Raw genomic sequence first — 16,234 nt, 5'->3', positions numbered from 1 at the left:
GGATTATTACAAATAGTTATATGCAAAATTTGCATCAATCAAACATGCATGAGGCTCAGTAAAGCTGTAACAGGCATAATTATCTTATTTGCAGGTTTTAATACAATTGCTCAGGAAAAAAGGCCGAATCCAGGAACATTCCCACCGGTCTACAATATAGTAAGACTGAAGCATGCAATTAAAATAGATGGGAATTGGGATAAACATGAATGGAAGAAAGTTAAATCAATTGAGATTATAAATTTCATTCGTATGGAACCTGAATTTCGCCCATTGGTACAGGCAAAAATGATGTATGATTCAGAAAATGCTTATGTTATTTTTCGTGTTCAGGATCGAAATGTCAGAAGTATAACAACTGAAATTAATGGTCCTGTCTGGAAAGATTCTGCTGTAGAATTCTTCTTTTCTCCAAATACTGAATTCCCCTTAAATTTTTTTAATCTGGAAGTTAATTGCGGGGGCACACCACTTCTTGAATACAATCCCAACCCGCGCATTGGCCCTAAACCTGTTCCTGAGGATATAAAAAAGATAGAAATTGGACATTCCTTACCCAAAATAGTGGATCCCGAAATTTCGGGACCACTTACCTGGACAGTAGAATATAGAATACCACTTGATATGCTCGAAAATTATTCAAAAATCAGCCGACCCAAAAAAGGTGTAATCTGGAAAGCTAACTTCTATAAAATAGCCGAAATCACTTCCAACCCGCATTATGCAACATGGTCGCCTATCAATCATCCAAAACCACAATTTCATTTGCCCCAATATTTTGGAACACTAAAATTTCAATAGCGTTATTTTAATTATTAATTTGAGATTAAAGAAAACAGGTTAAAACATTAAAGTAAATCTGTTATAATTTGAAATAAAAATCCTGAATACATGAGAACTATAGCTTTATTCGCAGTCTTTATTTCGCTTACTCTATTGGCAAATGCACAATCAAAAAAAGGAAAGGACTATAATCTCATCGTAGGGACCTATACAAATAAGGAAAAAACGAATGGCATTCATGTTTATAGTTTCAACACCAAAACAGGTCAATCGAGCTTTCGTTCTAAAACACTCGGCATCAGAAATCCATCTTATCTGGCGGTCAGTAAAGACAGAAAGAATTTATATTCAGTTAGTGAAGTTGACAATGGAACAATTCAGGCATTTTCCTTTAATGCCCAAACCGGTGAACTTGGCTTTTTAAATAGTGTCAGTTCAGGCGGTGATGGTCCTTGCTATGTGTCTGTTAATGATAAAAAGGAATTGGTATTCGCAGCCAATTATGATTCAGGTAGCATAGCTGCAATACGTGTTGAAGAAAACGGTTCTCTAAATCCAGACATACAAAAGATACAACATGAAGCAAGCTCCGATTCTAAGTCGAAGCCACATGCTCATGCTGCAGTTTTAACACCTGATGGGCACTATCTACTTGCTGCAGATTTAGGTATTGATCAGGTGAAAACTTATGAAATAAATCCGGCTTCATCTCAAGCATTAATACCAGCAAAGGTCCCTTATAAAAGTGTCAGTAAGGGCGGAGGTCCAAGACACTTAACTTTCCACCCAAATGGAAGGTTTGCCTATCTTATTTTAGAAATGGGAGCTTCAATTGTTGGTTTTGATTATAAAGATGGTAAACTGGAAACAAAGCAAACCGTATCAATGCTTTCATCTGAATTTAAGGGAAGCGTTGAAGCTGCTGATATCCATATCTCACCGGATGGTAAATTTTTATATGGATCAAACCGGGCTGATGCTAATGAAATAGTCATTTATTCGATCGCCAAAAATGGCATTTTGAAATATGCAGGTCGCCAAACTACTAATATTCACACACCCCGGAATTTTGTAATAGATCCCAGTGGAAATTTTCTTCTGGTTGGCAACAGTGCGAGTAATGAAATAATGATTTTTAAACGAAATAAGAAATCCGGCTTAATTAGTCCAAGCGGACAAAAGATCATAGTTGATAAACCGGTTTGTTTGAAATTTGTTGCGATAGATTGAGATAAATTGAATCAATAATAATGAGCAAGTGAACAATCCGGGTGTAATTTTCAGGGATAGCAACACTGATTTTTGAGGATTTAAAAAGCAAGACTAAAGTCTTCTTGCTTTCGGTAACCTGATATTAATTAGTGCGAATTGTATGGTGACCTTTTTCAGAAACACCTTACAAAAAAGAAAGCCAGGGTATACTCCATATTTACAATCCACCGGTAAAATGATTGGAATAATTATTAAATTGAAAATTCTAATTTGTCAGGCATAAAAATATGATTTTCTAAAATTTTAGCGGGATTACCAAATGTTACTATATCAGGAATTTCAATGAATAGAAAAAAGTTTCTGGCAGCAGCATCTGTCATAGCCATAGCTTCACTCAGAGGAAGCTCTGTATTGTACGCATCAAACTCATTAAAAAAAATACCCATTATCGACACCCACCAGCACCTGGCCGATCTGGTTCGATTCGGCAAAGGCTGGACATCCCCTCCGGTACCTGGCAATTATGACATGAACGCATATATGCAGGCAACCCGCAATGTCAATATGGTTAAGGCTGTATATATGGAAGTTGCCGTACCTGCAGCCAGGCGCCATGAAGAAGCTCTTTATGCAATTGAGATGTGTAAAGACAAGTCTAACCCAACCGTAGGTGCTGTTATTTGTGCAGATCTGAAAAGCCCGGAGTTTGAATCCTATATTTCACAGTTTAAGGGTTCGCCCTACATCAAAGGGATCAGACATGGTTTCCGTTCAATAGCAGACATGGAAGACCCTCTGCTGATCAAAAACATTGAAGTGCTGGGCAAGCTAAATATGAGCCTTGATTTCACCATTTCACCAGCATGGTTGCCTTCAGTTGCAAATCTGATCAGGAAATGCCCCGGCACAAAATTTCTTGTAAATCATTGTGGAAATGCAGATCCAAGAGCATTTTTTGACTCTTCAATATCCGCTGGAAAAGCTAATCACGATGCCGGGCAATGGATCGCTGATATGAAAACTGTTGCGACAAATAATAATGTTGTTTGTAAAATTTCAGGCATCATTTCAATTACATCAGGCTATCCTAAAACTGCCGAAACATTGGCTCCCGCAATCAATCATTGTCTGGACATTTTTGGCCCCGACCGGGTTATGTTCGCAAGCGACTGGCCCTGGTGCCTGAAAAGCAGTGAACTCGAAGAATGGGTCAGCATATTGAAGGAGATCGTGAAAAACAGGCCTTACAGAGAACAAAAGAAAATGTTCCATGATAATGCCATCAAATTCTACACTATTTAACCAGCCAAATTAACCATCTGCAAGCTATGTCTGCTTTTTCTGTCCAAAAACGAGATTCCATTTATTTTATAACCTGCTTTTTATTTGTTTCAGGCTTGCTGGCTTCTTGCCAGAATGATTTAAAAAATAAGGAATGGGATGTTTATGCAGGGGGTAAAGAAAGGCAAAGCTATTCTCCACTTGAACAAATTGACACCAATAATGTCCAGGATTTAAAACTTGCCTGGGTATATCATACCAAAGACGCTGACAAATCAAGCCAGATACAGACTAATCCGCTGATCATAGATGGAGTGCTTTACGGTACATCTCCCCAATTGAAACTCTTTGCAGCTGATGCAGAAACCGGAAAAGAAAAATGGATATTCGATCCGATGCCAAGCATGCTTGCCGATAATGCCGGCAGACAAAGTTATGGAATCAATGTTTGCCGTGGAATTGCCATTCACAAAGGGAAAAACAACGAACATCTGATATTTTATACGGCAGGATCATCACTTTATTGCATCAATAGCGCTACAGGTAAACCAGTATCCACCTTTGGTAAGGATGGTCGCATTTCTTTATACGATAACCTTGAACTTAACAGGGATATCAGCAACCTAAGGGTAACAGCTACATCCGCAGGAATGATCTACAAAGACATGATCATAATGGGAAGCAGCCTTTCAGAAGAAGAAGAATCAGCTCCCGGTCATATCAGAGCCTACGATGTTTATACCGGAAAAATGAAATGGATGTTCAGAACAATCCCCGCACCTGGAGAAACAGGATATGAATCATGGGAAGATCCTGAAGCATACAAATATGTAGGCAGCGCTAATGCCTGGGGAGGTTTCAGTATGGATGAAAAAAGAGGAATTTTATATGCATCCACAGGAACTGCCAATGCTGATTACTATGGAGGAAAGCGTAAGGGAGATAATTTATTCGGGAACAGTATCCTTGCATTAGATGCAGCTACAGGTAAATACATCTGGCATTTTCAGGCTATTCATCATGATCTGTGGGATTGGGATTTCCCCAATGCACCTGCACTCTTAACGGTTAAAAAGGAGAGTAAAGAAATTGACGCCCTTGTCCAGACCAGCAAACAGGGCTTTATTTACCTGCTCGACCGGGTTACTGGTAAGCCGGTCTATCCTATTGTTGAAACTCCGGTAACTGCCCATTCAGATCTGGAAGGAGAGCAACCTTCTCCTACCCAACCAATTCCGACTGTTATCCCTGCATTTGCAAGGCAAAGTTTAACAGAAGCAAATCTTAATAAAAATATTCCCGACTCATCTTATCAGGAACTTAAAAGGCGATTTTATACCTTTAAAGGCGGTAAAATGTTTACACCACCGAGCATACAGGGTACACTTGTATTTCCGGGACTTACAGGAGGTGGAGAATGGGGTGGCCCATCAGTTGATCCCAAAAGTGGCATCATGTATATCAATGCATCTGAATTGCCCTGGATCGTTACCATGCAGGATAACCGAATAGAAAAGCCTGCAAAAGCGGCTCAAACAAATCTGGAAGCCGGAAGTTCATTGTATACAAGAAATTGCAGTGGCTGTCACGGTGCTGACCTGAAAGGGTCAGGTAACTTCCCATCTTTGCTTGATCTGAATAAAAGATATAAGGAGACCGATTTCAAAAACCTGATCACATCCGGAAGAAGAATGATGCCTGCATTTAAAAATCTGACAGAGGCAGATAAGACTGCGATTGCATCTTATCTGTTAAACATTGAAACCACGCAGAAAGATAAATATATCCCTGAGGTCAAAAAACAACATCCTTTTTACGAAGCACCTTACCGGCTTGCAGGTATCAGGCAATTTCTTACCCTGGAAGGTTACCCGGCTGTAAGCCCGCCATGGGGCACCCTCCAGGCCATAGACCTGAACACCGGGAAGATTGTTTGGAAAGAAACTCTGGGTGATCATCCCGACATGAAGGCCAAAGGCATACATTCAGGCACAGAGAACTGGGGCGGATCTGTTGTAACTGCAGGAGGCCTGGTATTTATTGCCGCCACAAGTGATGAAATGTTCAGAGCCTATAATAAAAAGACAGGAAAATTACTGTTTGAAACAAAACTGCCTGCAGGTGGATTTGCTTCCCCTGCTGTTTACAGCATCAGGGGTAAACAATATGTTGTTATAGCCTGCGGTGGCGGTAAAATGAAAACCAAATCATCAGATACTTATGTAGCTTTTGCACTTCCTGATAAGTAATTAAAATTACTGGCTTAAATATATACGATTAATATTTTTTCATGAAAGTTAAATTAATTAAGCACATATTTATATCGGCGCTTATCCTGTCGGGATGCGATACGATGAATAAAATAAATAAGCCCCTGCCTAAGCTTGAACATGGCTTATACAACATCCGTTTAAACGAGCAGATAATGGAAGTTGACCCATATTCAGGTGGCCGTATCAAATCATTAAAACTCGATGGAAAGGATTTTCTGACAGACAGCACTGTAAATAATTTCAATTGGGGATCTACTTTCTGGCTAAGTCCGCAAAGCGATTGGAGCTGGCCCCCCTCCGCAGAAATTGACAACAAGGCTTATACAGCGAAGGTAAATAATGATCAGCTGATTATGATAAGTCCGAAGGATCCCAAAACAGGCATTGTGGTTAAAAAGATATTTTCAGCAAATAAAAAAACAGATTCATACAAATTACAATATATTCTGAGCAACCTATCTGATCGATCTCAAAAAGTTGCACCCTGGGAAGTAACCCGTGTACATATTAACGGACTCGCTTTTTTCCCGTTTGGTAAAGGAGAGCGCAGAGGTGGATTGATCCCATATACTACCGAAAAAGACGGAATCAGCTGGTATCAATATCGGGCGCATCAGGTACCCGCAAAAGGTGACCGGCAATTATATTCAGATGGTGCAGAAGGCTGGCTGGCAGAGGTAAATGGAAATATGATCCTGATTAAAAAATTCCAGGACATCCCCTTTGAGAAAAATGCACCAAATGAAGGCGAAATTGAATGGTATGCAAGTCCGGTAGTTCAAGGAAAAAGCTATGTAGAAATTGAGCACCAGGGAGCTTATGAAGAACTAAAGCCAGGAGAATCTGTTAACTGGCAGGTTGAATGGTTTCTTCGGAAACTACCATCAAATATAAAGCAGGAGGAAGGCAATTCGATTTTAGTTAATTATGTTCGAACAATTGTAAAGTAAACACCTGCTTAATTGAATATTAATGTATTTTAAACTTTTAATTACATCATCACATGATCAAATTTAGTGCGAAGAAAATATCAATTCTACTCTCCTTCATTAGTATTCTGATCTATACCGGCTGCAAAGTATATCCTGCTTTTGAAAAGAATCTTAACCTGGAGCGCACCTGGAGTGTCTATAAAGCTGATGCTGAAGGAACAGGATATTCTGTTCTTAATCAGATCAATACCCAAAATGTTCCGCAGCTGGAACTGGCCTGGACACATAAATTCAGTGATGCCCCACAGGGATCAAGAGGTGGCAGCAGCGAAAGTAATCCCATAATAATTGATGGTGTGATGTATACCATGTCTGCAAGACATCGTGTTTATGCCCTTAATGCTTCAACAGGTGAGCAAATATGGGCATTTGACCCGTTCAATGGCGAAGCTGGCGGTGGCGTTGGCAGAGGTGTAACTTATTGGGAAGAAGGATCAGATAAACGCATACTATTTACGGGCGGAGACAATCTTTTTGCATTGAATGCGGAAACCGGAATCCCCATCGAATCCTTTGGAAATAAGGGCAAGGTCAGTATGAATACCGGCATGCGCGGTGATCCGGATAAGATCTCTGTCATCCCTACTTCCCCGGGAATTGTATTTAAAGAATTACTGATCATTGGCAACGAGGTTTCAGAATTATATGGTGCTGAGCCGGGGCATATCCGGGCGTATAATATCATGACAGGTAAACTGGAGTGGACTTTTCACACCGTTCCACAACCGGGCGAAGTTGGGTATGATACCTGGCCAAAAGAGGCGTGGAAGTATGTGGGCGGTGCTAATAACTGGGGAGGTATGAGTCTGGATGAAGAACGCGGAATGGTATTTTTTGGAACAGGCTCCCCTACCTATGATTACTATGGCAAGGATCGGATTGGCATGAACCTTTTCGGCAATTCTGTTGTGGCACTTGATGCAAGAACAGGTAAATACAGATGGCATTTTCAGACCGTTCATCACGATCTTTGGGATTATGATCTGCCTGCAGCTCCAAACCTGATCACTGTAGAACATAATGGTAAAAAGATCGATGCAGTAGCGCAAACATCTAAATTAGGTTATATCTATACCTTCAACCGCGAAACCGGCGAACCCTTATTCCCGATAGAGGAACGTCCGGTGCCTCCGTCAGATATTCCGGGAGAGCAGGCCTGGCCTACACAGCCATTCCCTTTAAAACCTGCGCCTTATGCACGTCAATCAATAACGAAAGATGATATTAGTTTTTACACTCAATCATCGTATGACAGCCTGGTGAATCGATTCAATGCATTCAGATACGAAGGCCCATTCACGCCGCCATCGATCCAGGGAACATTTATGCTTCCCGGAAGTCGCGGGGGTTCAAGCTGGGGAGGTGGTTCAGTGGATCCTGAAAAGGGTATTATATACGTAAAATCAAATGATTCCCCTGAGATCGCTACCATGAAGAAAGTAGTGGAAAACGAAACCTCCAACCTCTCAGCATTCAATCAGGGGAAAGCACTTTACAATACCTATTGTGTTAGCTGCCATATGCCCGATAAAAATGGTGATGAGCAGGGAAACCCCTCCTTACTTGCCATTGAAACAAGGATGAGCAGGGAAGACGCCTTAAACAAGATCAAACGTGGAGGCGGAAAAATGCCATCATTCGCAAGTGTGATAGCCGGAAAGGAAGAAGCGATCATATCTTTCCTGTTTGAAAAAGAATCTACTGTTCGCCCATCAAGAGAGCAAAGTTTCCTGAAGGAAATCCAGGAAAATGAATCAGCAAATAAGGCTGGGATCAATACTCCGCAGGAGGATAAATACCTGAACCTGACAGCATACGGACAATTCACGGATAATCAACGCAGGCCGGGTATTAAACCACCATGGGGCCAGCTGCATGCGATTAACCTGAATACCGGAGAATATGAATGGTCGATCACTTTGGGAAATCAGCCGGAAGGTCAAACTCCTGGGGGACCGGAAACAGGTGCCAGCGGATCAGCAGGTCCATTAGTCACCCGCGGAGAGTTGTTATTTATTGGAAGTACACGCGACAGGAAATTCAGAGCTTTTGACCAAAAAACAGGTAAAAAACTTTGGGAGACCACCCTTCCGGGCATTGCAAATGCGAATCCATCAACTTATTGGAGCAAAGGCAAACAATACATTGCTATTTCGATAAGTGGCGATGCCGCTAATCCTGCCGGATATGTGCTTAGTTTTGCGCTGCCCGGAAAATAGAATTCAATTGATATATAATCCCTTAACAGCGGATTATAAATCTGTAATTATATACCTTCGGATTGCAAATCCGAAAAAACAAATTATTAACAAAAGAAACATGAATGTGCCTGCCTACCGCAGGCAGGCTTTCTGCACACAAAACGAATTGAATAAGCTCATACAAAAATCATAGCCTTTTAAAAAACAATTATATTCTAATGCAAAAATCAGAAGAAGCTGCTTTCAGTGCACCCGGCGCACGTCTTTACTCATTGGATGCCTTACGGGGTTTTGATATGTTCTGGATCATGGGAGCGGAAGAGATATTCCATAGCCTTGCAAAAATCACAGGCTTTCCGCTGTGGGTAAGCATGGCACAACAACTTACTCACCCCGACTGGAATGGATTTCACTTTTACGATCTTATCTTTCCGCTTTTTCTTTTTTTAGCGGGAGTTGCAACGCCCTATTCTGTAGGACGTGATCTGGAAAATGGCAAAACCCGTAAACAATTACTGTTTAGAGTAATCAGAAGAGGGCTGGTACTTGTATTGCTTGGAATAGTTTACAATAATGGACTGAGTATTCGCGGGAGTATTGATGATTACCGCTTTTGCAGTGTATTAGCCCGCATCGGACTTGCCTACATGTTCGCAAATATCATTTACCTGTATAGCAGGCAGACAGCACAGGTGATCTGGTTTTCAGTTCTGCTGATTGGTTACTGGCTGCTTTTGAAATTTAATTCCGCACCCGGATTTGCTCCCGGTGATCTTAGCATGGAAGGTAATTTTGCTTCATATATTGATCGATCAATTCTTCCCGGCAGTCTTTACCTCAAAATCCATGATCCTGAAGGGTTGTTATCTCTTATCCCATCCATCAGTACTGCACTTCTGGGTATCCTGACAGGCAGCTTACTCAAAACAAGTGCGAAACCCAAGAAAGAAAAAGTGCTTTACATGGCTGCTACGGGTATAATCTTTATTATTCTTGCTCTGATATGGAATCAGGATTTCCCAATAAATAAAAATCTGTGGTCAAGTTCTTTTGTAATGCTTGTTGGCGGAATCAGTCTGATCCTGCTGTCCTTATTCTATTATATCATTGATGTTCTGGGTTATAAAAATTGGGCGTTCTTCTTTAAAGTAATTGGTATGAATTCAATCTTAATCTATATCTCGGGACGATTTATTGATTGGGAGTACGCCAATAAGGGCTTCTTCACCTGGCTGTTTCAACTTACCGGTGAACCGTACGATGCTGTGGTAAAGGCAACATTTTTTGTACTTGTACAATGGGGCTTCTTATATTTTCTTTATAAAAAGAAAGTATTTCTAAGGGTATAAAATTTGAAGTGACAGAGAAATCCGCTTTGAATAGTATGTCTTTTTTGGATATAAATTTTTAATTTTTTATAGTATGATCAACCCTTTTTTTTCAGGTAAAACATATCTCCTTGCCCTGCTATTGTCGGCATCAGGAATGTATGCACAGAACATTCAGACTCCTAAAGCACTGGTTCCGCCAAAAGCCCTGAGGCCTGATATTAAAGTTGAACATGTCATGTCTGTGGCAGCTAAAAGTGTACGAATATTGTACGACAAATCAACCGGGAACGTATTCTTCACCTGTTATGACGGGGAAGTGTATCAGATAAAAAATATACAGGATAAAAACCCGGTGGCCGTAAAGATCCTTTCTGTTGAAGATCATTCCATACCTCGCTTACAGGGGGCGGCGATTTATAATAACACGCTGTTCCTGACGGGCAACACCAAGGTAAATAATGGCCTTGGAAATAAAGGAAGAATGGTTCGCTATGATCTTAAACAAAATGAAAAACCTGTCATGTCTGTTGTATTCAATACGGTTGAATATGGTACCAACCGCACGGTGTTCGATCATGGATGGAATGCCCTCGAGATCAGTCCCGATGGGAAATACATATTTGTGAACAGCGGCGCACGCACCGACCATGGCGAAGTACAGGACAACAATGGCGCTTGGCCAAATGCGAGAAATGGTGCGCTAACTTCACGGATTTTCCGGTTTCCTTTCAATTCTAAAGATCTTATACTTCCTGATGATGAAGCAAAGCTAAAAGCTGAAGGCTACATCTATGCTGAAGGCATCCGTAATGCCTATGACCTTGCATTTGATGGTTCAGGCAATCTTTTCGGCGTATCAAATTCATCTGATTATGACCACAATGAAGATATGTTCTGGATCAGGCAGGGCCATCATTATGGATTTCCATGGGTGATAGGGGGGATTGAAAACCCGCAGCAATACCCCGACTGGCAGCCAAACCCGGATACCGATCCCTTTATACCAAGAAGTGCGCACGCCTGGGCTGTTCGATACTTCAGAAATGACCCGGATTTTCCGAAAATTCCTGAAGGAGTTAAATTTTCGCCCGGTGTACAAAACCTTGGGCCTGATGCCAATGAATACAGGGGGCATTCTGGAAAAGTACTGGATGGCGACCTTACCGGCGTAAGTGTAAGCACCTTTACCCCACACAGCTCTCCCCTTGCATTATTTTTTGACAGGGAGAAAAACCTTTCAAGAGATTTCAGGGGCGATGGCTTCACGATCAGGTATTCACTGGGAGCCCGCTCAGCTCTGATGAAGCCATTTACTGATCAGGGTGCTGATCTGTTGCATTTGGACCTGTCGTACGATAAGGCTACGGATAATTATTTTGTAAAAACAAGCCGGATTGTTGAAGGATTTAATGCAGCAACTGATGCCGTGATGATAAAAAATAATGTATTCGTTATAGAATATGGTGCTGCTGGCGGTAATATCTGGAAGATAAGTCTGCCAAAATAAATCCGATGATCCCCCTGTCAGTTTTAACATATAGTCTTCAAGTAATTACCAAACATTACCCGCAAAAAATGAAAAAAACATCCCGGTTAATCTTATTCTTCTTAAGCATCATAACTTTCTCAAGTCAGGCACAGAATTATAGTATTCTTATCAAAGGAGGTCATGTCATTGATCCTAAGAATAATATTAATGAGCTTATGGATATTGCTATCAATGGCGACAAGATAGTACTTGTCGCAAAGAATATAGATCCAAAAACAGCAAAGCAGATAGTAAATGCCGCTGGTTTGTATGTTACTCCGGGATTGGTTGATATTCATTCCCATAACTTTCACAGCATGAGACCGGGTGACCCGGTGGCGGATGGCTTTACATTCAGAAGCGGTATAACAACTACTGTTGACGCAGGAAGTTCAGGCTGGAAATCATTCGAAACTTTCAAAGAAGAAGTGATCGACAAGTCAGAGACCCGCGTTCTTGCCTGGCTAAATATTGTAGGAGAAGGCTATCGCGGCGGTGCATATGAACAAAACCTGAATGATATGGATTCAAAGCTAACATCCATAATCGCCAGAAGATACCGGGAACATATCGTAGGAATCAAAACTTCCCATTATAACGGACCGGAATGGGTACCTGTTGATAGGGCGGTCGAGGCTGGCAAACTTGCAGGCAATATTCCGGTAATGGTAGATTTCGGAGGTAACACACCTGCCCAATCAATAGAGGACCTGTTTTTTAAGCATCTGAGGCCCGGAGATATTTTCACTCATTGCTTCGCTGAACTTGGAGCAAGCAGAGAAGCAATCGTAGATACAAAAACAAAAAAAGTAAAGCCTTTTGTTTTTGAAGCCCAAAAAAGAGGGATCGTATTTGATGTTGGATTTGGCGGAATCAGTTTTGCCTATTCACAGGCGATTCCAGCTTTACAGCAGGGTTTTTACCCGAACTCCATCAGTACCGACATGAATAAAGGTGCAATCAATGGAGCGATGAAAGACCTCCAGACTGTGATGTCTAGATTCCTGGCCATGGGCATGGATCTTCCGGAAGTGATACGCGCTTCAACATCTAATCCCGCTATGGAAATAAAAAGAGAAGATCTTGGCAATCTTTCTATTGGCTCAGGGGCTGATGTAGCCATTTTCAATATGCGTGATGGCAAATTCGGGTTCTTCGACTATACAGGATATAAAATAAATGCAGACAAAAAGCTGGAATGCGAAATGACCATCAGGGCCGGAAAGATCGTGTATAACCTCAATGGAATCTCCGATCCGGTAATATCTGGCAGACAGGCTCATTGATTTAACTCATTCCTGCTAAAAAATTAAAATCGAAAAATTCAAACGAAGATCATAAGATGCCTGATTGATAACCTCAAATCGCGCAGGGCCGAATTTTACTGATTATCAGAGCTGCGTTTGATACTATTAAGGTTGTGCAGCTATTTCATTATTTGTATGCTGTTCTTTTCGGCTATTTTACAATCTTAACAACTAACTGAGAGATGAAATAACTATTATATCCATATAACATGATATGATACACTCCGGCAGGCGGATTTGTAATTGAAATAACTTCATCAGCTCTATTAGACTCTACACTGTGCCAATCGGCAATCCATGAATACTGTGGTGTAAGTTTAACCGTTGGATCACTTCCTCTCTTCACAAATAAGTCAGCAAGGTTAAAATAATACACACCTGCTACTTCTGTAGTTTTTATTTCCATTTGTTTAACACCTGTTGGGACAGTGACTTTAAATATTCTTTGATCTCCCTTTTCACCCTCTACTTTCTGATCAAGCAAAACCTGTGCAGTACTTCCAATACCTCCTCCTGTGCCTCCGGTACCTGTACTTTTAACTCCTTTATTTATCGTGTAAGGAACTGCACCATCGGGAGTTATTTTAAGTTTATTATCAATTATTTCTGCTGTACCTAATCCTAGAAATCCAAATCCATTTTTCTCACGTATGTAGCCCCTCCATTTATTATTACCAATTAGTTCCATTCCAATAGCAAATGAATCCCCTACATTTGTACCAACTTTGGTAGTTCCGGAAGTAACATATGTTGCCCTATCTCCATTAAGTTCAACCTGCCATCCCTCACCAAGATCAAAAACTCCCGCCCAATAGCCTTCCCACACTTCTTCAATTGTTTCTGAAATCTTTTTACATCCTGAGAAGGTGCTCATTAATATAATAGCCAGCATACAGGTTGCCAGCACATTAATTAAGTTATATCTATTCCTCATAGTATTTTTTTTCTTCAAAACTACTCTTGCTTCCTCTGGAATGAAATACCCAGATATTGGTATTTTGAAAATTTGATTTTTTGCTCCATTTATTATAATGAAGTCAGGAACAGAAAACAAAAAGGGAATTTGTGTGGAAGCCTGCAGAACAGAGTAATTCAGGGATCCGGATTTTTAATTTACCCGATTTAGGGATTACGGGAAACCTGCCAATTCAAACCTGGATCAAATCCAGAAGGATACTAATAATTATTCAGGGGATTTTCCAGCCGGGTAGCTACTGTGTGAGATTTTACTCAAATTCAACTCCTGAAAATCGTGTCTCAATTAAATTCAGCACGAGAAATACAGAACATTTTAATCAATAATAAAAACCGGATTTATTAACTAAAAGGGTTGAATGACAATATTGTATACAGGATAACAAGAAAATGTCTCATTGATAACCTCAAATGGCGTAATGCATGGGTAAGCTGATTTTCAACTGAACGTTTTGAGATATCGAGCCTGGCGGCAATCTCATCATTAGAAAGCTGCTCTCTGCGACTTAGAGTAAATATTTCCTGGCAGCGCCTTGGAAGCTCCTGCAATTCTCTTTCTACACTCTTTTCAAGATCCCGATAATGAATATTCAACTCACCATCATTCATACTAACCCGGCTTGAAAACTCAAGGTCTTCTCTATATTCCAGGGATTGCCTCCTGGCATTTTTAACATGCCTGTATACATGATAACGTGCAGATGCATGTATGTATGCTCTAAAAGATTCTATCTGTAGTTTTTCACGCTTTATCCAAAGATTCAGGAAAATATCATGAACAACCTCTGAACATACTTCTCTGTCAGAACAAACAGAAAAAACTGTAGCGTATAACTTTTCCCAATATCTGTCAAATAGAATATTGAAAGACGCGGAGTCCCCTTTCTTCATCAAATCCAGTAATATCTCATCAGAAATTTGCATCAAACAGTCTATTTGGTCATAGTTTGCCTCCTTAAAATTACTATTATTAACTAAAAAAAAGAATTTGTAAGCTCAATATGCACCTCATTTTTACTTATATGATACTTTAAGGGCACTATTCCAATAGAAATTTTCAAAATAATCCCCAAAAGACCTATAACCTTCTTATGGGCACACAGAAAAATAAAATAAGTTTATATTTTTTTTAATTTTTATGTGTGTTGAACCCCAAAAATTACTCTATACCTATCGAATGACCAGAGAAGAATATAACAGCCTTTACGAAAAATACCTTGCCGGAAAATGCAGCATTCAGGAACGAATAGATCTTGAAAATTTTCAGGATAGTTTTGAGTTCAAAGGCCAGGAATGGAATGAAAGCCTTATGGGTAATTCTGAAGAAATAAAAGAATCTATTCAGGAAGATCTCTTTAACAGTATTCAGGAACATGACAGAAGTCGGGTCTTCCGGGCCAGAAGATGGTACTCTGCTGCTGCCGCAGTTTTGATCCTGATTTCTGCGGGACTTTACTATTCTAACAGGTCAGCTGAACCTGTACTTGTAAAAACTGAATTGCCACGTTTCAAAAATGATATAGCCCCTGGAAAGAACAAGGCTGTTCTGACTTTGGATGACGGTTCTACAATAGATCTTGATGATGCCAAAAATGGCATTTTGGCAAGCGAAAGCAATATTGATATTAAAAAAACAGGTTCAGGCCAGCTCGAATACACGGCAGGCGCCCAAGGTACAAAAACAGTTAAATACAATACCCTAAGCACCCCGAAGGGAGGTGAATATCAGCTTTTATTGCCGGATGGCAGCAAAGTATGGCTTAACTCTGGGTCTACACTTCGTTTCCCAACAGCTTTTGTTGGTTCAGAACGAATAGTTGAGCTCAATGGTGAGGCTTATTTTGATATTGCCAAAAATTCCAAAATGCCCTTTTTGGTACGTACGAATAATGCAATGGACATCAAGGTATTGGGTACTCAATTCAATGTGATGGCCTATGATGATGAGAAAAATATTAATACTACCCTGATCGAGGGATCAGTAGAAGTTTTAAAAGGGTCTGGAAAGACCATGCTGAAGCCAGGACAGGAAGCAATACTGAATAGAGGTTCCGGGAATATCAAAGTTGCCTCAGCAGATCTTGAGCAAGCGATAGCATGGAAAAATGGCTACTTTATTTTTTACAATGAAAACATAGAAAGTATCATGCGCAAAGTTTCCCGCTGGTACAATGTAGATGTGATCTACCAGGGCAACCTGAGTAACAAAGATTTTGTTGGAACAATATCCCGAAATAAGAATGTTTCAGAATTATTAAAAATGCTGGAATTAACAGGAGCTGTGAACTTCAGCATCGATGGAAGGAGGATCACAGTTATGCCATGACAAATACCCTTAATTAACGGTAGAA

General features: G+C 40.5%; 12 protein-coding genes. 10 read left to right on the top strand and 2 right to left on the bottom strand.

The window, feature by feature from the left end; genetic code table 11:
- The first annotated feature begins 48 nt into the window (after positions 1–48).
- From BLR27_RS10920 to BLR27_RS10880, 9 genes are all read left to right on the top strand, one after another.
- Positions 49–801 carry a carbohydrate-binding family 9-like protein gene (locus tag BLR27_RS10920; protein WP_090704807.1) on the top strand — a complete coding sequence of 251 codons (753 nt, stop codon included), beginning with the start codon at positions 49–51 and terminating at the stop codon, positions 799–801.
- Positions 802–891: 90 nt separating this feature from the next.
- Positions 892–2,013 (top strand): lactonase family protein, encoded by a 1,122-nt coding sequence (locus BLR27_RS10915; RefSeq protein WP_090704805.1) that lies wholly within the window; start codon positions 892–894, stop codon positions 2,011–2,013.
- Positions 2,014–2,337: 324 nt separating this feature from the next.
- Positions 2,338–3,297, top strand: coding sequence for an amidohydrolase family protein (locus BLR27_RS10910; RefSeq protein ID WP_090704803.1), 960 nt, complete (start codon positions 2,338–2,340; stop codon positions 3,295–3,297).
- A 26-nt stretch (positions 3,298–3,323) separates the two neighbouring features.
- Positions 3,324–5,525 carry an outer membrane protein assembly factor BamB family protein gene (locus BLR27_RS10905; protein ID WP_090704801.1) on the top strand — a complete coding sequence of 734 codons (2,202 nt, stop codon included), beginning with the start codon at positions 3,324–3,326 and terminating at the stop codon, positions 5,523–5,525.
- Between the two features lie 41 nt (positions 5,526–5,566).
- Positions 5,567–6,499, top strand: coding sequence for a DUF4380 domain-containing protein (locus BLR27_RS10900; RefSeq protein ID WP_090704799.1), 933 nt, complete (start codon positions 5,567–5,569; stop codon positions 6,497–6,499).
- Between the two features lie 53 nt (positions 6,500–6,552).
- On the top strand, positions 6,553–8,760 hold the full coding sequence (locus tag BLR27_RS10895) for an outer membrane protein assembly factor BamB family protein (protein ID WP_090704796.1): 2,208 nt from the start codon (positions 6,553–6,555) through the stop codon (positions 8,758–8,760).
- A gap of 200 nt (positions 8,761–8,960) precedes the next feature.
- A complete protein-coding gene (locus tag BLR27_RS10890; RefSeq protein WP_090704794.1) occupies positions 8,961–10,091 on the top strand; it encodes an acyltransferase family protein in 1,131 nt (376 codons plus the stop codon).
- 73 nt (positions 10,092–10,164) lie between these two features.
- Positions 10,165–11,580, top strand: a complete 1,416-nt coding sequence (locus BLR27_RS10885) for a PQQ-dependent sugar dehydrogenase (protein WP_090704792.1) — start codon at positions 10,165–10,167, stop codon at positions 11,578–11,580.
- Between the two features lie 68 nt (positions 11,581–11,648).
- The gene (locus BLR27_RS10880) at positions 11,649–12,887 is read left to right on the top strand and encodes an amidohydrolase/deacetylase family metallohydrolase (RefSeq protein WP_090704790.1); all 1,239 of its coding nucleotides are present in this window, start codon (positions 11,649–11,651) and stop codon (positions 12,885–12,887) included.
- Positions 12,888–13,059: 172 nt separating this feature from the next.
- Here the strand turns inward: BLR27_RS10880 and BLR27_RS10875 are convergent, their stop codons facing one another.
- Both BLR27_RS10875 and BLR27_RS10865 read right to left on the bottom strand, forming a co-directional pair.
- Positions 13,060–13,962, bottom strand: a complete 903-nt coding sequence (locus BLR27_RS10875; protein ID WP_090704787.1) for a pre-peptidase C-terminal domain-containing protein — start codon at positions 13,960–13,962, stop codon at positions 13,060–13,062.
- A gap of 263 nt (positions 13,963–14,225) precedes the next feature.
- The gene (locus BLR27_RS10865) at positions 14,226–14,807 is read right to left on the bottom strand and encodes an RNA polymerase sigma factor (RefSeq protein WP_245704493.1); all 582 of its coding nucleotides are present in this window, start codon (positions 14,805–14,807) and stop codon (positions 14,226–14,228) included.
- Positions 14,808–15,060: 253 nt separating this feature from the next.
- Between BLR27_RS10865 and BLR27_RS10860 the strand changes: the two genes are divergently transcribed.
- Complete coding sequence (locus BLR27_RS10860; protein WP_176767675.1) at positions 15,061–16,209, top strand: FecR family protein; 1,149 nt, start codon at positions 15,061–15,063, stop codon at positions 16,207–16,209.
- The last annotated feature ends 25 nt before the right edge of the window (positions 16,210–16,234 follow it).

The sequence above is a fragment of the Daejeonella rubra genome (assembly GCF_900103545.1).
Lineage (GTDB): Bacteria > Bacteroidota > Bacteroidia > Sphingobacteriales > Sphingobacteriaceae > Daejeonella > Daejeonella rubra.
This window is presented reverse-complemented; position numbering and strand designations above follow the sequence as displayed.